Origin of the sequence: Streptosporangium sp. DT93 (assembly GCF_049844535.1) — a bacterium.
Classification (GTDB): domain Bacteria; phylum Actinomycetota; class Actinomycetes; order Streptosporangiales; family Streptosporangiaceae; genus Streptosporangium.
This window is the reverse complement of the sequence record NZ_JBNCLF010000001.1, coordinates 132,816-150,945: the sequence shown is the minus strand read 5'-3', so window position 1 is coordinate 150,945 and position 18,130 is coordinate 132,816. Positions and strand designations below refer to the sequence as shown.

At 74.6% G+C, this 18,130-nt stretch carries 15 protein-coding genes; all 15 read left to right on the top strand.

Annotated features, from left to right (window positions below; all coding sequences use genetic code 11):
• The first annotated feature begins 234 nt into the window (after nt 1-234).
• The 15 genes from ACLQ2R_RS00710 (at nt 235) to ACLQ2R_RS00640 (ending at nt 17,950) form a co-directional block, all read left to right on the top strand.
• Nucleotides 235-1,002, top strand: a complete 768-nt coding sequence (locus ACLQ2R_RS00710) for a hypothetical protein (protein ID WP_425957290.1) — start codon at nt 235-237, stop codon at nt 1,000-1,002.
• Nucleotides 989-1,738: a thioesterase II family protein gene (locus ACLQ2R_RS00705; RefSeq protein ID WP_425957289.1), complete on the top strand. Its 750-nt coding sequence runs from the start codon at nt 989-991 to the stop codon at nt 1,736-1,738. The genes ACLQ2R_RS00710 and ACLQ2R_RS00705 overlap by 14 nt, the downstream gene beginning before the upstream one ends.
• Nucleotides 1,738-3,711 carry a non-ribosomal peptide synthetase gene (locus ACLQ2R_RS00700; protein ID WP_425957288.1) on the top strand — a complete coding sequence of 658 codons (1,974 nt, stop codon included), beginning with the start codon at nt 1,738-1,740 and terminating at the stop codon, nt 3,709-3,711. The genes ACLQ2R_RS00705 and ACLQ2R_RS00700 overlap by 1 nt, the downstream gene beginning before the upstream one ends.
• Nucleotides 3,708-6,689, top strand: a complete 2,982-nt coding sequence (locus tag ACLQ2R_RS00695; protein WP_425957287.1) for a type I polyketide synthase — start codon at nt 3,708-3,710, stop codon at nt 6,687-6,689. Before ACLQ2R_RS00700 ends, ACLQ2R_RS00695 begins: the two co-directional genes overlap by 4 nt.
• Nucleotides 6,686-7,972 (top strand): ATP-grasp domain-containing protein, encoded by a 1,287-nt coding sequence (locus tag ACLQ2R_RS00690; protein WP_425957286.1) that lies wholly within the window; start codon nt 6,686-6,688, stop codon nt 7,970-7,972. Before ACLQ2R_RS00695 ends, ACLQ2R_RS00690 begins: the two co-directional genes overlap by 4 nt.
• A gap of 85 nt (nt 7,973-8,057) precedes the next feature.
• Entirely contained in the window at nt 8,058-9,056 is a 999-nt protein-coding gene (locus tag ACLQ2R_RS00685) for a Gfo/Idh/MocA family protein (protein WP_425957285.1), read from the top strand.
• Nucleotides 9,053-9,808, top strand: a complete 756-nt coding sequence (locus ACLQ2R_RS00680; RefSeq protein WP_425957284.1) for a hypothetical protein — start codon at nt 9,053-9,055, stop codon at nt 9,806-9,808. Before ACLQ2R_RS00685 ends, ACLQ2R_RS00680 begins: the two co-directional genes overlap by 4 nt.
• Nucleotides 9,805-10,668 (top strand): sugar phosphate isomerase/epimerase family protein, encoded by an 864-nt coding sequence (locus tag ACLQ2R_RS00675; RefSeq protein WP_425957283.1) that lies wholly within the window; start codon nt 9,805-9,807, stop codon nt 10,666-10,668. Before ACLQ2R_RS00680 ends, ACLQ2R_RS00675 begins: the two co-directional genes overlap by 4 nt.
• Nucleotides 10,665-11,462: a sulfotransferase gene (locus tag ACLQ2R_RS00670; protein WP_425957282.1), complete on the top strand. Its 798-nt coding sequence runs from the start codon at nt 10,665-10,667 to the stop codon at nt 11,460-11,462. Before ACLQ2R_RS00675 ends, ACLQ2R_RS00670 begins: the two co-directional genes overlap by 4 nt.
• Nucleotides 11,463-11,547: 85 nt before the next feature.
• On the top strand, nt 11,548-11,982 hold the full coding sequence (locus tag ACLQ2R_RS00665; protein WP_425957281.1) for a glyoxalase: 435 nt from the start codon (nt 11,548-11,550) through the stop codon (nt 11,980-11,982).
• Nucleotides 11,979-13,313 carry an MFS transporter gene (locus ACLQ2R_RS00660; RefSeq protein WP_425957280.1) on the top strand — a complete coding sequence of 445 codons (1,335 nt, stop codon included), beginning with the start codon at nt 11,979-11,981 and terminating at the stop codon, nt 13,311-13,313. Before ACLQ2R_RS00665 ends, ACLQ2R_RS00660 begins: the two co-directional genes overlap by 4 nt.
• A complete protein-coding gene (locus tag ACLQ2R_RS00655) occupies nt 13,310-14,878 on the top strand; it encodes a condensation domain-containing protein (protein WP_425957279.1) in 1,569 nt (522 codons plus the stop codon). The genes ACLQ2R_RS00660 and ACLQ2R_RS00655 overlap by 4 nt, the downstream gene beginning before the upstream one ends.
• Nucleotides 14,875-16,407 (top strand): Ldh family oxidoreductase, encoded by a 1,533-nt coding sequence (locus ACLQ2R_RS00650; protein WP_425957278.1) that lies wholly within the window; start codon nt 14,875-14,877, stop codon nt 16,405-16,407. The genes ACLQ2R_RS00655 and ACLQ2R_RS00650 overlap by 4 nt, the downstream gene beginning before the upstream one ends.
• Nucleotides 16,404-17,150: a polysaccharide deacetylase family protein gene (locus ACLQ2R_RS00645; RefSeq protein ID WP_425957277.1), complete on the top strand. Its 747-nt coding sequence runs from the start codon at nt 16,404-16,406 to the stop codon at nt 17,148-17,150. Before ACLQ2R_RS00650 ends, ACLQ2R_RS00645 begins: the two co-directional genes overlap by 4 nt.
• Complete coding sequence (locus tag ACLQ2R_RS00640; RefSeq protein ID WP_425957276.1) at nt 17,132-17,950, top strand: glycosyltransferase family 2 protein; 819 nt, start codon at nt 17,132-17,134, stop codon at nt 17,948-17,950. Before ACLQ2R_RS00645 ends, ACLQ2R_RS00640 begins: the two co-directional genes overlap by 19 nt.
• Nucleotides 17,951-18,130: the final 180 nt, after the last annotated feature.

Below are 18,130 nucleotides of genomic sequence, written 5' to 3'. Positions count from 1 at the left end.
CGGGCGGGAGGCGACTCCCGCCGGGGCACGCCCTCGGATCAGAAGGGCGCGGCGTCACACCCAGGGGATTTCACCGGCGCCGAGGGTCACGGGGATTCATCGGTCTTCGACGATCGTGTTCTCACCGCGGGCCGGGGGAGGCGTGCGCGGTGGCGGCCGGCGACGGAGCGGTCCGTCCGGCGGCTCCGGGCTTCGGCCCCTCGCCGTGGACGGGACATCGTAAAGGGGGAACGAGTGCTGGAACAGATAGCCGAGGGCGGGCTTCCGCCGATCATACTTGTGGACTTCGCCGTGTTCTCCGTCACCGACACGATGACGGACCTGATGAGCGGGGTGCCGGGGCCGGGGCGGAGCGTCTACCGCATCGACGCCGTGCAGGATCTCGAGGCGTACGGGGACACGACCATCGCCCGGCTCGCCGATGTGTACGCCCGGGAGGTGGGGGAACTACCGGTCCGGCCCGCCGGGGTGCTCGGTTACTGCAGCGCGGCGACGCTCGCCCTGGAGCTGGCGGACCGGCTCGGTGAGGGCGGGGACGCGCCGCACGTGGTCCTCGTCGAACCGACCTGGCTCACCCCCGGCATGATCGGGCAGGAGCTGGGAGCCCTGCGCGCGACGCTCGGCGCCGCCGCGGAGCCACCCGCCGGGCTCTCGCTCACCACCGCGCTCGACACGCTCACCGGCGACCTGGAGAGGAAGCTGGCGGGCGAGGACATGTCCGAGGCCGAGCGGGAGATGTGCGTCACGATGATGACCCGCCGGTACCGGGCGTGGTTCGGCTTCCTCTTCGCGACCGCCGCGACGCCCGCGCCGACGCCCGTCACGCCGGTCTCGCTCGTGGTCGGCGCCGGGAGCGACCGGGGGCCGGCGCCGGGGTGGACGGCCGACCGGTGCTCGACCGACCGCGTGGACGTGCCCGCGGACGGGTTTCTCAGAAGCGCGGAGGTCCGCCTGCGGATCTTCGACCTGATCGACCGGCGGTACGGTCATGTCCACCGCTGACACGTCACCGCCGTCCCCGTTCCGGGCGCGCGTCTACTGCTTCGCGCACGCCGGGGGCTCGGCCGCGGAGTTCCGCGGCTGGGCGGGCCTGGCGGACGACGTACGGATCGTCGGCGTGGAACGGCCCGGCCGCGGCACCAGGTTCGGCGAGCCGGCCTCCCGGGACCTGCGGGCCCTCGCCCACGACCTCGCGGGCTCCCTGTCGTCGGATCTGCCGTTCGGCCTGTTCGGCCACAGCTTCGGCGCCCTGCTCGCCTTCGAGGTCGCGCACGCGCTGCGCGTCCGCGGCCGCGGGATGCCGCAACGGCTGTGGCTCTCCTCCTTTCCCAGCCCCGACACGGCCCGGCGGGAGCCGGAGGTACGGCATCTGCCCGACGTCGAGCTCCTGGAGACGCTGCACGAGCGGCATCACGGGATTCCCGCGGAGCTGCTGGAGAGCCCCGAACTGCTCGCGGTCGTGGCGGACTACATGCGGGCCGACTACACGGCCGTGGAGACCTACCGCTTCCAGGACCGTGAACCGCTGTCGTGCGCCGTGGAGGTCCTGGCCGGCAGCGACGAGCACGACCTGCACGACAGGCTGGGCGGCTGGGAGAAGCACACCGCAGGGGAGTTCTCGATGCGCCTTCTGCCCGGAGGGCACTTCCACCTGCGCCACCCGGACAACGGCCGCCGCATCGTGCGGGGCATGCGCGACGTGATGACGACCACCGTTTCGACCCCGGGAGTGGAGTGATGAGAGAGATCTCGACCGGCCTGCGACGTGACGGAGGCGGTTCGCCGGCGACCTCGCCGCAGCGCGACCGTGGCCGGGCGTCCGAGGTCGACGCCGACGCCTGCCTGGGTGAGCTGATCACCTGGGCGGGCGAGGCCTTCGCGGAACTGCCCGCCGTCCGGGACCTGAAGCGGGACCTGAAACTGACCTACGCGCAGCTTCTCGGCCGGGTCGAGGCGCAGGCCGAGAGGTTGTCGGCCTGCGGGGTCGTCCCCGGCGACCACGTGGCCGTCGCGGTCCCCCGCTCCGTGGAGGAGATCGTCGCGGTCCTCGCCGTCCTCAGCGTCGGAGCGGTCTACGTCCCGATGGACGGCTCGCTCCCGCCGCCGAGGCTGAGGTCGATGCTCGGCGGGGTCCGGCCGAAGGCCGTGATCGGCGACTTCACCGCGGCCCGCTCCATCGTCCGGGCGGCCCCGGCCCCGTGCGTCCCCGTCCATCCGGTGTCCGTCACCGACCGGTCCGCCGCCGGGCCCGTCCGGGCCTGGGTCCGCCGTGATCCCGGCGACGTCGCGTACATCACGTTCACCTCGGGGTCGACCGGTGTGCCGAAGGCGGTGCGGATCCCGCACCGGGGGGTCGTGCGCCTGGTGCGCGGCGCCTCCTACCTGCGCCGGGGGCCCGGTGAGCGGATGCTGAGGCTCGCCCCGCTGGCCTTCGACGCGTCGACGCTGGAGATCTTCTGCACGCTGGCCACCGGGGCCACCCTGGAGATCTTCCCCGACGGGCCGGTCTCGCCGGACGAGCTGGCCTCGTTCATGCGCGAGGCCGAGGTGACCGTCGCCTTCCTCACCGCGGGGCTCTTCCGGGTCATGGCCGGTGAGGCGATGGAGGCGTTCGCCACCACCCGGCAGCTGCTCACCGGGGGTGAGGTCGTGCCCGCCGACGCGGTCCGGGCCGTGCTGTCGTGCCACCCCGGCCTGACCGTCGTCAGCGCGTACGGGCCGACGGAGAACACGACGTTCTCCACGGTGCATCCGATGGCGGACGCGACGGAGGTCGAGACCCCGGTACCGATCGGCAGGCCGATCGCGGGCACGTCCGCGCTGGTGCTCGACGAGGCCGGCGAGCCGGTCGTTCCGGGCCAGGTGGGTGAACTGTACCTGGGCGGCAGCGGGCTGGCGGTGGACTACCTGGGCGCGCCGGAGGAGACGGAGCGGGCGTTCGTGGTCCCCCGGGGCGAACGGGAGCGTTTCTACCGTACGGGCGACCTCGTCCACTGGGACGCCACGGGGCGGCTGCACTTCGACGGCCGCCGCGACCGTCAGGTGAAGGTGCGCGGCTACCGGATCGAGCTGGACGAGATCGAGGACCGGCTGCGCGGGCGCGAGGGGGTCCGGGACGTCACCGTCGTGGTGGCCGGTACGGAGGCCGGGGCCGGACGGCTGCTCGCCGCCGTCGTGGCGGACCGGGACGACGGCCTGGTGCCGCGGCTGCGCGAGGCGCTCCGCGAGGAGCTGCCCGGCTACATGGTGCCGGTGCTCTGGGTGGTGACCGACCGGTTGCCGTACACGCCCAACGGCAAGGTGGACGTGGGCGAGCTCGAGAGACTGGCGGTGGCGGGCGGCACGGGTCCGCCGCCCGTGGGCACCCCGGCGCCCGCCGTTGCGCCCGCGCCGGGAGGTCCCGCCCACGGAGGTTCCGCCCACGAGGGGACCGCCCACGGAGGGCCGTCCCACGGGAGACCCATGCCGGCTCAGGCCGGCGGGAGCGCCTTCGAGGACGTCATCGCGGCCGTCTGGAGCGAGGTGCTCGGCACCGGCGACTTCGGCGTCCACGATCCCTTCTTCGAGATCGGCGGGGACTCGCTGCTGGCCGGCCGCGTGCACACGCGCCTGCGGGCGGAACTGCCCGGCCATCCGCTCCGCATCGTGGACATCTTCCAATACCCCACCGTGCGGGCGTTGGCCGAGCAGTTGAGGGGAAGGTCCCGATGAACCGGGCTCACACACCGCGCGAAGATGTCGCGATCATCGGTTTCGGGCTGCGCCTGCCCGGTGCCGACGGTCCGGACCGTTTCTGGGAGAACATCGCCGAGGGCCGGGAGTGCCTCACCCGGTTCGACCGTGACGAGCTCACGGCCGAGGGGGTTCCGGAGAGCGTCCTCACCGATCCGGCCTACGTCCCCGTTCGCGGGGTCATATCGGGCGTGGAGGACTTCGACCCCGGCCTGTTCGGCATGCCGCCGCGCGAGGTCCAGGTCACCGACCCGCAGCAGCGGCTCTTCCTCGAATGCGCCTTCGAAGCCCTGGAGAACGCCGGGTACACCCAGGAGACGGCCCCCGGCCCGATCGGGGTGTACGCGGGCACGGGCAGGAACCACTACCTGACGCGCAACGTGCTCGGCCACCCCGAGCTGGTCAGGAACCTGGGCGAGATGGCGATGCTCGTCGGCCACGAGAAGGACCACGTGGCGACGCGCACGGCCTACCGGCTCGGCCTGCGGGGCCCCGCCATCACCGTCCAGTCGTCGTGCTCGACGTCCCTCGTGGCCGTGCACATGGCGGTGCAGAGCCTGCTCCGGTACGAGGCGGACCTCATGCTGGCCGGCGGCGCGTCCATCGTGCTGCCCCAGCGGTCGGGGTACCTGCACAGCCCGCACGACATCCTTTCCCCCGACGGGCACTGCCGGGCCTTCGCCAAGGACGCCCGGGGCGCCGTACCCGGCAACGGGGTCGGCGTCGTGGTGCTGAAGCGGCACGGCGACGCCCTCCGCGACCGGGACACGGTCTACGCGGTCGTCAAGGGGTCCGCGATCAACAACGACGGCGGACGCAAGGTCGGCTACACCGCCCCGAGCGTGAGCGGGCAGGCGGACGTCATCCGCGCCGCGCACGCCGCGGCCGGTGTCGGCGCGGACACCATCCAGTACGTCGAGACGCACGGCACCGGGACCGAGCTGGGCGACCGCATCGAGGTGGAGGCCCTGATCCGCGCGTTCGGCGACTCCGCGGGGCCCGGCTCCTGCGCGCTCGGCACACTGAAGCCGAACATCGGCCACGTGGACATCGCCGCCGGGGTCGCCGGCCTGATCAAGGCGTCGCTCGCCCTGTGGCACGGCCTGATCCCGCCGAGCATCAACTGCGAGCACGAGGAGCCCGACCTCGGACTCGACGGCAGCCCCTTCTACGTCAACCGCGCGCTGCGGCCGTGGCCCGCCACGGACGGGCCGCGCAGGGGCTCGGTGAGCGCGTTCGGGGTGGGCGGCACGAACGCCCACGTCGTCCTGGAAGAGGCCCCGGTGATCGACGACGCGCGGCCGGCACCGGCCCTGCCCGTCGTCGTCCCGCTCTCCGCGCACACCCCGCGGGCGCTGGCCCAGCTGACCGACCGGCTGGCCGGGTACGCGCGCGCACACCCGGAGACCGACGTCCGCGACGTGGCCGGCACCCTGCGTCACGGCCGCCGGGAGCGGGAACACCGCTCCGCCGCGGTGGTGCACGGGACCGCGGAACTGGCGGCACCGTCGGCCTTCAGGCTCCCCTCCCGCAGCCGGAGCTCGGTGGACGTCGGCCTGCTCTTCACCGGGCAGGGCAACCAGCACCCCGGGATGGCCGCGGGGCCCTACGACAGGTTCCCCGTCTTCCGCGACGCCATGGACGACTGTGCCGGTGCGTTCTCCGCCGGCACCGGCACGGACATCCGCTGGTCGCTGTGCGAGGTCCCCGGCGACCCCGTCGCCGCCCAGGCCGAACTCGACGGCATGTCCCTCGCCCAGCCGGCCGTCTTCGCCGTGGAGTACGCCACCGCGAAGTTCCTGCTCTCGCTGGGCCTGCGGCCGAGGGCGCTGCTGGGGCACAGCCTGGGCGAGTACGCGGCGGCGTGCATCGCCGGGGTGATGAGCCTGGCGGACGCCGCGTCGCTGGTCGCGGCCCGCGGCCGCCTGCTGGAACGCGTGCGCGGCGGGGCGATGCTGGCGGTCTTCGCCGGGGAGGACACCGTCGCCCCGATGCTGCCGGCGTCCCTGTCGGTGGCCGCGATCAACGCGCCGCGCTCGGTCGTCGTGACCGGCCCGGCGGACGCGCTGCCCGGCCTCGTCGAGCGGCTCGACGCGCTCGGCATCGGGCACCGTGCGGTTCCGGTGCCGATCGCGGCGCACTCGTCGATGCTGGACGGTCTGCTCGGGGAGTTCCGCGCCCACGCCGGGAAGCTCCGCTACCACCCGCCCGCGATCCCGGTGATCTCCGGGATCACCGGGCGGCCCGTCGACGGCGCGGACGGCTTCGACGCCGACTACTGGACCCGCCATCTACGGCGGACCGTCCGGTTCGCCGACGCGGTCGAGCACACCCTCCGGTGGCGCGACCCGCTGCTGATCGAGGTCGGGCCCGGCCGTACGCTCACCGGTCTGGTGCAGGAGACCGCCGCGGGCCGGCCGGTGACGGCGCTCGCGGCCCTGCCCGGACGCAGGGACGAGGCGCGTCCGCTGACGACCCTGCTGGAGGCCGTGGCCGGGGCGTGGTGCGCCGGCGCCCCGGTGGACTGGAAGGCGCTGGACGACGATCCGCACGCCCGCCGGACGGCCCTGCCCCCGTATCCGTTCCAGCGCACCCGGCACTGGCTCGACCCGGTGACGCCGGAGCCGTCCGCGCAGGAACGCGGGACGCCCCCGCCGCCGCCCCCGCCCCCGGCTTCCGGGCAGGCGCCGGCGCCGGTGACGGCCCCCGCCGGAGAGCCCGGCACTCCCGCGGAGCGGCGGGTGGCAGAGGTCTGGCGGGTCCTGCTGGGAGTGGAGGACGTCGGCCCCGACGACCACTTCTTCGCGCTCGGCGGCCAGTCCCTCCTCCTCGTCCGCATGATCGCCCGGCTCAACGAGCTGACCGGCGTCGCCGTCCCGCTGCGGGAGGCGCTCGCCACCCCGACGGTCCGCGGGATCGCGGCGCTGGTCGAGCACCACGGAAGGGGACGCGCGTGACGGGCGGGGAGCCCAGGCTCGCGGTCGTCTTCGGCGAGGGCGCCGTGACCCTGGGGGACATGCTGGTCGGCCTGGGCTTCTGCTCCGAGCTGGTCTTCGTGCTGCCCGCCGGCCCGGAGGGCGCCCGGTACGCGGCCGTGCTCCGTTCGGCGGGCACCGTCGTCACGCTCACCGGGGACGCCGACGCCGACGTCTCCGCCCTGCGCGCGGCCTCGGTGACCGGCATGGTGACGTTCAACGAACGCGGACTGCCTGTCGCGGCCCGGCTCGCCGCCGCGCTGGGCCTGCCGTTCCACAGCCCAGAGACCGTCGAACGGCTCACGGACAAGGACGCGCAGCGGCGGGCGATGCGCGAACACGGCATCGAGACCCCCGCCTCCTGGCCGCTGCGCCGTGCCGGCGAGTGGCCCGCGGACCTCCGCACGCCCGCCGTTCTCAAACCGGCCCGGGGGGAGGGCAGCCGGAACACCCACCTGGTGCGCGACGCGGACGAGGGGATCGCCCTGGCCGCCCGCCTCCTCGACCCGGCCGGTCCCGCGATGGAGGAGGGCCTCGTCGTCGAGGAGTACCTCGCCGGCGTCCCGAGCGAGCCGTTCGGCGACTACGTCTCCGTGGAGAGCGCCTGCTCGGGGGACGGGATCCGGACCGTCGGCGTCACCGGGAAGCTCCCCCTGCTGCCGCCGTTCCGGGAGAACGGCCAGTTCTTCCCGGACGCGCTGGACGACGTCCTGCGCGCCGAGGTGGTCGAGCTGACCGAGCGCACCCTGCGCGCCCTCGGCGTACGGCACGGGATCACCCACACCGAGATCAAGATCACCCCGCAGGGGCCCCGGGTCATCGAGGTCAACGGGCGCATCGGCGGGTTCGTCAACGAGCTGTACCGGCGGGCGACCGGCCTGGACCTCATCGAGGTGGTGGGCCGGCTCGCCCTCGGGCAGGACGTGGACGTGTCCGCGCGCCCGGCGGGCGGCGTGTTCTTCCAGCACTACACGCGGCCGCCGCCGGAGGCGACCCGGCTCGTCGCGATCGACGGCGCCCGTTCGCTCACCCGGACCCCGGGGATCACCGCGCGACGCCAGCTCGTCCAGCCGGGCACGGATCTGCCCCGTGACGGCAAGGCCGTCTATCTCGATCTGACCACCGGCGACGCGCCGACGCATCGGGAGATGCTCGCCGTGCTGGACCGCGGCCTGCCGGGGGTCCGGTTCACCTTCGAGACCCCGGCGGGACTCGTCACCCGGGCCGGTGACGAGCTGCGGGCCAGGGTCGCGATCCCGGGATGACCGGACGCGCGGGGACGGAGAAAGGGCCGGACGTGAGAGGACCGGCCGGACGCGAGAAGAGAACACGACGCAAGAGGGGGACTTCGTGAACGGGACACATCCCGGCGGCTCGGGAGCGGTGGGGGTCGCGGTCGTCGGTTACGGCGGCGCCGGACGCCAGCACGCCGACGCCCTGAGGGACGCGGCGGACGCGCGTGTCGTCGCGGTGGTGGAGACCGACCCGGGGGCCGCCGCGCGGGCGCGGGAGGCGGGCCTGGCGGTGCGCGCGCTGGAGGAGGTCCTGGCCGACGACGCCGTCCGGGTGGTGGCGCTGTGCCTGCCGCCGGGCGCCCGGGCGGGCGTCGCGGAGGCGGCGGTGGCGGCGGGCAGGCACCTGCTGCTGGAGAAGCCGCCGGCGCGCACTCCGGACGAGCTCACCGGCCTGCTCACGCTGGCCCGGTCCGGCGGGGTGCTGGCCGCGGTGATGTTCCAGCACCGGTTCGCGCTTCCCGAGGCGCTGCGGTCCGCCGACCCGGGACGGTTCGCCGGCGCCGTGGCGAGCCTCACCGTCTCGCGGGCACGCCCCGAGGCGCACTACCGGCAGGCGGGCTGGCGCTCCGATCCCCGTGACGCGCTCGGCGGCGTCACCGCCCATCTCGGCGTGCACTACCTCGACCTGGCGTGTCAGCTGCTCGGTACGCCGCGCACCGTGACCCCGCTGGCCAGGACCGACGCCGCACCCGGCATCGACACGCAGCTGTGCGGGCACGTCGTCTTCGCGTCCGGGGCCCGGCTGTCGGTCGCCGTCACCAGCCGTTCACCGGCCAGGTTCGAGCAGCTCACGGTACTCGGGACCGACGCCTGGATGGAGATGCGGTCAGGGGCCGTCACCGGGGAGATTGACGGGAGGCCGCTCGCCGGCCCGGCCCGGCCGGCGTCCGCGCTGCGCGGCGAGGTCTACCGGGAGCTCTGCGGCGCCGTGACGGGACGCTCGTCTCTCGCCCTGGCCGCGCTGAGCCGCGGCCGTGGCGTGACGGAGGTACTGGACGGCCTGCTCGGCGGGTCCGTCCTCGACGACCCGCGCCTCGCGGGGGTGGCACGGTGACCGGGGTCCCGGCCATCGGGCTCAGCTCCGGGACGCTGCCGCGTTCCACCGCCGCGGAACTGGCCGGCGCCGTGCTCGCGTACGGCGGCTCGGGCCTGGACCTGCGGGTCGGCAAGGGCCAGCGGTGGGAGGAGGACGGCGTGCTCTCCGGACTGCGCGCGATCGGCTCCGCCGGGCTCGACGTCTTCTTCACCGGCCTCGGATGGCGCCTGGGCGATCCCGCGCTGCCGCGGCCGGAGACGGCGGGGGTGCCGGCCGCGTGGCCGGTGAAGGTCTTCTGCGTCGAGGCGCCCGACCCGGGCCTGGTCGGCGAGCAGGTGGCCGCCGCGGCGGACGCCGGGTTCGAGCTGTGGGTCGAGACGCACGCCGGAGGGCCGGACGTGGACGGCCTGATCGACCTCGCCGGTCGTACCGGCGTGGGGGTCGTCCTCGACGTCCTGGGCCTGGCCGCGATCGGCGGCGCGGACGACCACCGGCTGGCCGGCCTCGCACCGCACGTACGCGCGGCCCAGGTCAAGGGCGTGACGCGCACCCCGCAGGGGGTGCGGCACCGCCCGCTGGCACCGCCGGATCTCGACCCCGTCCTGCGGGTCATGGAGAGCACGGCGTTGCGCTGCGTCACGGTGGAGTCCCGCGCGGGCACCCCGGACGCGGACCTGGCCGTACTCGCCCGCGCCCTCGCGCCCGCGGGTCACCCACCGGACACGGCTTCGGTCCGGAACCGTCCGGAGCCGGAGGAGAGGTACCGATGAGACTGGCAGTGATCGGCGACGAACTCGACCAGGACTGCGGGAAGGTCGCCAGGACCGCCGCCGAGCTGGGTTTCGACGCCGTCGAGATCAGGTCGATGGACGGCACGCCGCCCCACCTGCTGACCGACGACCAGCTCCTGCGGGCCCGCGCCGTTCTCGACGAGCACGGGCTGGCGAACGCGGGCTTCGCGCCGCCGGCCTTCAAGATCGGGGTACCCGGGACGGACGAGGAGCTGCGGGCCGCCGCCGACCTGCTGGAGGACGGCTGCCGCCGGGCGGCGCTGCTCGGCGCGCCGCACGTCAGGATCTTCAGCTTCTACCGCGACGGCGACCCCGACCCCGTCCGGGCCGGGCGCGTGGCCGCCCGCGTCATGAGCGGGTTACGGCTGCCGGTCCCGCTCGTCGTGGAGAACGGCACCAGGACCAACACGCCGACGCTGCGGCACGTCCTGGCGTTCCTCGACGAGCTCGGCCGCGACGACGTCGGCATCCTCTGGGACCCGGGCAACAGTGTCTTCGGCGGCTGGGACCCCGCCCCCTTCCCCGCCGACTACGAGGCGGGCCGCGCGCACATCCGCCACGTGCACGTGAAGGACCCCGACTCCACGCGCGGATACGTCCGGCTCGGCGACGGCGACCTGGACTGGCCGGCGATACTGCGGCGGCTGGCCGGCGACGGCTACGGCGGGTTCGTCAGCCTGGAGACCCACTGGCGCGAGGGCCGGCGGCTGACCGCCGACGAGCGTGACAACCCGTGGGGCGAGGCCTTCTCCGACGGCGGCCACGCGGCCAGCGTGGCGTGCATGCGGATCCTGCGCGGGTGGGCGGACGAAGCGGCCCCGGCGGGTACGGGGTCATGAGCGTGACCGGAGCCCCGCCGCTCGTCCTGCTCGGCGCCCAGCGTTCGGGCACCACCGCCCTGGCGGCGGTGCTCGACAGGGCCTTCGACGCCGTGGGCGGTCTCTTCACGATCAACGGGAAGCTTCCCTACCTGCTGCACCGCTGGTGCACCGAGGAGGACCTCTCGGCCCGTCACCTGCGCGTCGACGAGATGCTGCACGCCCTGCGCCGGCGGCCGCCGTACGGGCGGGCGAGCGGGCGATGGCTGGCCACCGTGGAGGAGGTGCTGCGCGAGGCCGCCGCCGAGGTCGCCGCCGGAAGGGTCGAGGACGCGGTGACGTTCCGGCGGGATCTGGTGAACCGGGCCTACCGCGGCGCGACCCGGTTCGGCGAGAAGTACAACGAGTACCTTCTGGAACTCGACCGGCTCGACCAGACCGTGCCGGACGCGCACTGGGTGCTGCTGGTCCGCCACCCGGCGGCCGTGGCGGCCTCGACGCTGCGCTGGTCCGGTGACCGCCCCTGGCGCCCGGCGACATGGGAGGCCGCGCTGGACAAGTGGGTCGCCTGGCACGAGCCGTGGCTGCGGCACGGGCGGACCCGCGATCCCGCCCGCCGCACCGTGCTCGAGTACGACCGGCTGTGCGCGGGCGAGGACCTCGCGCGGCTCTCCGCCGTGGCGGACCTCGACCTCGTCCCGATCGCGTCCCTGCTCGCCCGGCGGCCGCCGCCGGAGGAACCGGAGGAGTTGCCGCCGCATGTCGAGCGCGTCTGGCGGGCCCTTCTGGATTCGGCGGGTCCTGGCCGATCATAGGGCGCGGGCCTTCCCCCGGCGCGTCCACCGCGCCGCCCCCGCGCCCGTCCCCATCCCCGTCCCACCTGCGAAAGGTGTCCCCGACATGAACGACAACCAGCAGCCCCTGCCGTACGAGACCACGCGGGCCACGTCCGCCTTCGGCCTCGGTCTGCACCATGTGCAGCTCGCCCTGCCTCCGGGCGAGGAGGAGGCGTGCCGCCACTTCTACGTGGACGTGCTCGGCATGACCGAGATCCAGAAGCCGCCGGTGCTCGCCGCCCGCGGCGGCCTGTGGGTGCGTGCCGACGCCCTGGAGATCCACCTGGGGGTCGAGGAGGACTTCCGTCCCGCGCGCAAGGCTCACCCCGGCATCCTCGTGGCCGACCTCGACGCGCTGGCCAAGCGGCTGACCGACAAGGGCGTGACGATCACCTGGGACGGCAACTTCCCCGGGTACCGGCGCTTCCACACCGCCGACTGCCACGAGAACCGGCTGGAGTTCCTCTCCCCGGACGACGCGCGGAGTCCCGAGTCGTGAGTGCCCCGGCGTTCGTCCGCCGCATCACGCGCGGCTGGATCGGGCTGCCCGACGCGCCGGGCGTGCGGCGGTGGGCGTGGGTCGCGGTCATCGACGCGATCGGTACCGGCATGCGGATCCCGATCACGGTCATCTACCTGACCGCGGTGGTGCACCTGCCCGCCGCCGCGGTCGGTGTGGGTCTCGGCGTCGCGGCCCTGGCCGGGACCGTCTGCGCACCCGCCGCCGGCACGCTCATCGACCGGTTCGGGCCCAAGGCCGTGGTCGTCGCCTGTTTCCTGCTCGCGGCGACCGGCTACCTCGGCTACCTCTCGATAGGAGGCATGGTCTCCTTCGTCGTGGTCGCCGTCATCGCCGAGATCGCCGAGCACAGCGCGCGCCCCGCCAAGCAGGCCCTGGTGGCCGCCATGGTCACCGCCGAGCAGCGGGTGCCCCTGATGGCCTTCCAGCGGTCGGTGCGCAACATCGGTTTCGGCCTGGGCGGGCTGATCGGCGCGGCGCTGGTCACCCTTGACTCCCAGGCCGGGTACCGGGCGGTCCTCGCCGGCGACGCGGTGTCGTTCCTGCTGGCCGCGGCGCTGGTCGCCGGTATCCGGGTGGCGCGCGCACCGCGAGGCGGACCGGCGGCGCGCACGGGCTCCGGGGCGCGCGCGCCCGGCGGGTTCCGCGAGGTGCTCGCCGACCGCCGGTACGTCGCGCTGGCCGTGGCGAACACGATGGTGATGACGCACGTCACCGCGTTGAACGTGGGCGTGCCGCTCTGGGTGAGCCGGCAGACCTCCGCCCCGCCCGGGGTGGTGGGGGCGTTGTTCGCGCTGAACACGGCGCTCGTCGTGCTGCTGCAGGTCCGGCTGACCAGGGGCGTCTCCCGGGCCGGTCAGACACCGCCGGTGTACGTGCGGGCCGCGGTCTCCTTCGCGCTGGCCGCCGCCGGGTACTGGGCGGCGTCCGTGGCCGGTGACGCCCTGCCGTTCGTGGTGGTCCTGCTGGTGCTCGCCGTGCTGGCCCACACCGCCTCCGAGCTGTACGGCTCGGTGGGGGAGTGGACGGTCTCCGTCAACCTCGCGCCGGAGCGTCTGCGCGGGCGTTACCTCTCCCTGTTCTCCCTCAGTTTCTCCGCGCACCAGGCGATCGGCCCGGTGCTCGTCATTCTCCTCATCACCCAGGTTCCCGGCATCGCCTGGTTCGTCCTGGCCGCCGTGCTGGGGACGGGCTGCCTGGTCAGCGCGTGGCTGGCCCGCGGCGCCCGGGAGCCCGACGAACCGGACGAACCGGACGTGGCCACCGCCACCGCCGACGCCGACGCCAAGGAAGCGAGCAGTACGACATGACCACCCTCGATCCCACACGCTCCTCGACCGCCGACCTGCTCGGTGAGGCGTGGAAGGCCGCGCTGGGCACCGCCCCGTCCGGGCCGGACACGGACTTCTTCGCCGCGGGCGGCGACTCGCTGCTGGCCGTGCGGATGCTGAGCCGGCTGCACCAGGCCCGCGTCGACGGCGTCCTGCCCGACATCCTGCGCGGGCGTACGTTCGGCGGCATCCTGTCCCGGATCGAGGCCCGCCGGGGGCAGGGCGTGGCGGCGCCCGCGGGAACCCCCGCGGACGCGGCCGGCGAGGGCACGACTCCCGCCGTGCCGCTGCTGCCCACGCAACGCCGCTGGATCGGCGGCGCGTTCACCGATCCCGACCACTTCTCGCTGGGGTGGATCTTCGACGTGCCGGAGCGGACGCCCGGCGGCCGGCCCGTGGACACCGCCGCCGTGGAGGCCGCCGTCCTGGCCCTGGTGCGCAGGCACGAGGCCCTGCGCACCCGCTACGTGCTCGACGGGGACGGAGCGCCGTACGCCGAGGTGCTGCCCGACGCGCCGCGCGGGCTGTTCACCACGGCGGACGTGCCCGAGGACGAGGTGCCCGGCGTGTTACGGGACGGATGGCGGGCGCACCGGCTGGCCGAGGGCCGGGTGCTGGCGGCGTGCTGGCTGCCCGCCCGGCGGCTGCTCCAGATCGCCCTGCACCACCTGACGCTCGACGGTTTCTCCGTGGAGATCCTCGCCGACGACCTGGAGGCCCTCCTCACCGGGGCCGAGCCCCCGGCCGACCCGGGTACGCCCCGGAGCCAGGCGCGGGCACTGTCGGCGTGGCTGGCCTCGCCGCAGGCGCGGCAGGACGCCGAGGCGTGGGGCGCCCAGAACTGGCGGCGGGTCCACCGGGTGCCGGTCGAGCCGGCCGGACCGGGACTGCTTCCCAGCATGGACGTCAGGAGCGCCGTGCTCGACGCGGATGACACGTCCGCGGCCCACCTGCTGGCGGCCCGGAGCGGCCTCACCTTCGAGTCGCTGGTGCTGGCCGCGGCGGGAAACGCGATCATGGAGCACTTCGGCCTTCCCGCCGTGAGCGTGGACACCTACCACCACGGGCGGGAGCGGCTGCCGGGCGGCCCCGACCTCACCTCCGCGATCGGTTACTTCCAGGCCAACTATCCCGTGGTGATCACCGGTGGTTCCGGGGACTGGCTGGAGAGCGCCGCCGCCGAGTTCGGCCGGATACCGAGGAACCGGTTCGGTTTCGACGCCCTGCGTTTCGCCGGCCACGCCGCGCTCGCGAACCTGCCGGGCAGCGGCGTCCGGCTGAACTTCCGCAGCCGGATGAGTGAGATCAACGCCAGGGAGGCGGACTGGCTGCCGCCGTCGAGGGTGTCGGCGGGGGGCCGCCGCTCGCCCCGGCAGACGGAGCCGTACGTGCTCATGCTGGAGGCCGACCAGGTCGGCGAGCGGTTCTCCTTCGCCGTGAAGTTCAGCCGTGACCACTTCACCGAGGAGACGGTCGAGCGGTTGATCGGGTCCACGCTCGCCAGGCTCACCGGATCGGCCGGCCACCGCGGGGTGATCGCATGAAGGCGCGTCTCCCGGAGCGGCCCGCCCCCGCGGCCCCCCGCCCGCAGGTGGCGCTCGAACTGCGGGACGTCGTCCTCTCCGTCGGCCCTCCGGGAGCCGAACGGGTCCTCCTGCGCGGCGCCGACCTGCGGGTCGGCGAGGGGGAGAAGGTCCTGCTGTCCGGGCTGGACGGTGAGGCCCGCAGCAGCCTGACGGCGCTGCTGGACGGGCGGATACCGCCCAGGTACGGAACGGTCAGCGCCGGCCGGGTGCACGGTGGCCGCCTCGACCGGCTGCGCCCCGGCCAGCTGCGGCCCGGCCGGGCGACCGTGGTGCTGGACGCCGGCGACCGGCCCGCCGGCACGGCCGTGGACGACCTCCCGCCGGCCGACGAGCCGTACAGCGTGCTGGTCCTCGCCGGGCACGGCTGGGAGGGGCTGAGCGTGCCCGGACGGTACCGCTCCCTGCGGCTGGACGGCGGCCAGTTCGTCGACTGCCCGCCTGCCCGCCGGTCCGGGGGCGTCCGTGTGCCCCTGGCCGACCTGCACCACAGCACGGCGGCCGCCCTGCTGGGGGCGGGCGCAGGGGAGTCGGCCGCCGAGACCACGAGCGGCGTGCTGGTCGACGCGGAACGCCGGGGCCACCGCTCACACGGCGTCGCCCTGCTCCCCACCTACCTGCGGCGGATCAAGGAGGGCGGGATCAGGGTCACGGCCCGGCCGCGCCTCACCGAGATCACCCCCGCGATCGCCTCGGTGGACGCGTGCGGCGGGCTCGGCCAGCCCGCGGCCGAGCTGGCGGCCGGATGGTGCGCGGCCAGGGCCGCCGAGCACGGGCTCGCGGCCGTCGCGATCCACGACAACAACCATGTCGGAATGCTCGCCGCCTACCGGCACGCCTTCCAGGAGCACCAGGTGGTGGGCTTCCTGCTCAACACCTCCGGCCCCTCGGTCTCCGCTCCCGGCGCGAGCAGGCCGACCCTGGGCAGCAACGCCGTCTGCCTGGTCACCCCCACCGCCGGGGGCGGCGAGCCGTTCTGCGTCGACCTCGCCACCGGCGTCGTCGCCGCGGGCAAGATCAGGGACGCCGCGAACCGGGGGGCACCGGTGCCGCGGGACTGGCTGCAAGATGCCTCCGGCACGCCCACGACCGACCCGGCCGCCCTCGACCGGGACGGTTCCATCCCCCTCTTCGGCGGCTACAAAGGGCTGTGCGTCACCCTCGTGGCCGAGATCCTGGCCGGCGCGCTCGCCGGCCGGAGGGTGAGCCCGGACGTCGGCAAACAGCGCAGGCACCTGGACCGCGTGATGGGCTGCTCGCAGCTGTTCGTCGGCTTCTCCGCCCGGCACTTCGCGCCCGAGGGGGATCACGGGGAGCTGTCCGGGCTCGTCCAGCGGCTGCGTGAGGCCGTACTGGCCGGTCACGCCGCCGAACCCGCTCGCCCGTGGTTCCCCGACCAGCCCGAGGAGGACCACGCCGCGGACGCGGACGCGCACGGGGTCGAGGTCCCGGCGTCCGTGCTGGACGACCTCGGATGGACGTTCCCGTGAGCGCCGCCCTCTTCGATCCCGCGCTCGGCTCCGCTCCCGGCTGGCCCCTGGTGCTGTACTTCCACCATGTCAGCGACCTCGTGGACCACTACACGGCGCTCTCCCCCGACGCCTTCCGCCGGGGACTGGAGACGGTTCTCGACACGGTCGGCCCGGCGCTCGACCCCGCCGCCGTCGGGCCCGGGTTCTCACCCCCGGACCACCCGAGCGTGCTGCTGACGTTCGACGACGGCTACCGGGACAACCTGGAGGTCGCCGCTCCGCTGCTCGCGGAGTTCGGGGTCAGGGTCCTGCTCTTCTGCGTCACGGGGGAGCTGGACGCGGCCGATCGCCTGAGCCGCTCCGAGCGCGCCGCTCTGCCGCCCCGGAAGGCCTTCCTGACGTGGGCCGAGGCGGAGCTTCTCGCCGCGTCCGGCCACGTGCTGTCCGCGCACACCGCCGGGCACCCCCGGCTGACGGAGCTGGAACCTCGTGAGGCCGCCGAGGAGGTCGCGGTCTCGTTGCGCGGGATCGGCGAGCGAACCGGCGGGCCCGCGCGCACGTTCGCCTACCCCTACGGGCTGATCCCCCAGCCGCCCCCGGTTCCCCCCGGAGTGCTGGCCTTCGGAACGGTCAGGTCGCCACCGGAGCCCTGGGCACGCCGCCCGCTGCACATCCGCCGCACCTACCTGCCGGTGGGCGACACGGAGCGGTGGAAACGTCTCGCTGTCGGATGGAGAGAGCAATGGTTCGGATCTCAGTGATCATTCCCACCCGTGACAGGGGCGCGGATCTGCGGCGGTGCCTGAACGCGCTGCTCGAATGCGCCCACCGCCTGGACGGCTCGTCCTGCCGGGCCACGCTGCACCAGGTCATCGTCGTGGACGACGCCTCGGTCACGGAGAGCGCCACGGCCGCGGCCAGGTCCTCCCCCCTGCCCGTCGAGGTGTTGCGCAACCGCGACCGCAGGGGGGCCGGGGCCAGCCGGAGGCTCGGGGTGGAGGCCGCGGGCGGCGACGTGCTGGCCTTCCTGGACGACGACGCGGCACCACGCGGCGACTGGCTCATCCAGGCCGCGGACGTGAAGGAGAGCCGTCCCGCCGTCACCGGGCGCGTGCTCTGCTTCGACGACAGCCTGCTGTCCCAGGCGCGCCAGGCCCGCTACGACGCCCGGTACACCCGGCTGGAACGGGACGCGCCGGTCATGTTCTTCGCCGGTGGCAACAGTTCGGTCCTGACCGAGGCCTTCCACGAGGTGGGCGGCTTCTCGCAGGAGGGCACGGGAGGGGACAACAGCCTGGCCCAGGTCCTGAACGAGCGCGGCAGCCCGGTGCGATTCCGGCCGGAACTGGTCATCGCACACCGCAACGGGAAGGGTTGGCAGCGGGCGTTCGTGGACGCGTGGTCCTCGGGACGACAGCACACCGGGCGTATGCCCCTGCCCGAGGGGCTGAGGGCGCTGCGGGACGGGGCCGTCGGGAGCACGCGAACGGTACGGGAGGTCAACAGGCTTCTCGGCGCGGTGCACGTCGTGGGAAGGATCAGGGGCCTGAAGAGCACCTGACGGACCGCGCCGGCCCGGGGGAGGCGGACGCCCGCACGCCACCGGGCGGGCACCGGGGCGGCACCGGGCGGCGGGTGGTGCCGGGCGGCGGGGGTGACCGGTGGGTGCCGGGCGGCGCCGGGTGGCCTTGGGCGGCGCCAGGTGGCGCCGGGTGGCGCCGGGTGGCGCCGGGTGGCGCGG

Excerpts from the sequence above, each read along its gene's own strand:
- ACLQ2R_RS00705 (WP_425957289.1), top strand. The coding sequence starts at position 989 with ATGTCCACCGCTGACACGTCACCGCCGTCCCCGTTCCGGGCGCGCGTC.
- ACLQ2R_RS00700 (WP_425957288.1), top strand. The coding sequence starts at position 1,738 with ATGAGAGAGATCTCGACCGGCCTGCGACGTGACGGAGGCGGTTCGCCG.
- ACLQ2R_RS00695 (WP_425957287.1), top strand. The coding sequence starts at position 3,708 with ATGAACCGGGCTCACACACCGCGCGAAGATGTCGCGATCATCGGTTTC.
- ACLQ2R_RS00675 (WP_425957283.1), top strand. The coding sequence starts at position 9,805 with ATGAGACTGGCAGTGATCGGCGACGAACTCGACCAGGACTGCGGGAAG.
- ACLQ2R_RS00670 (WP_425957282.1), top strand. The coding sequence starts at position 10,665 with ATGAGCGTGACCGGAGCCCCGCCGCTCGTCCTGCTCGGCGCCCAGCGT.
- ACLQ2R_RS00665 (WP_425957281.1), top strand. The coding sequence starts at position 11,548 with ATGAACGACAACCAGCAGCCCCTGCCGTACGAGACCACGCGGGCCACG.
- ACLQ2R_RS00655 (WP_425957279.1), top strand. The coding sequence starts at position 13,310 with ATGACCACCCTCGATCCCACACGCTCCTCGACCGCCGACCTGCTCGGT.
- ACLQ2R_RS00650 (WP_425957278.1), top strand. The coding sequence starts at position 14,875 with ATGAAGGCGCGTCTCCCGGAGCGGCCCGCCCCCGCGGCCCCCCGCCCG.
- ACLQ2R_RS00640 (WP_425957276.1), top strand. The coding sequence starts at position 17,132 with ATGGTTCGGATCTCAGTGATCATTCCCACCCGTGACAGGGGCGCGGAT.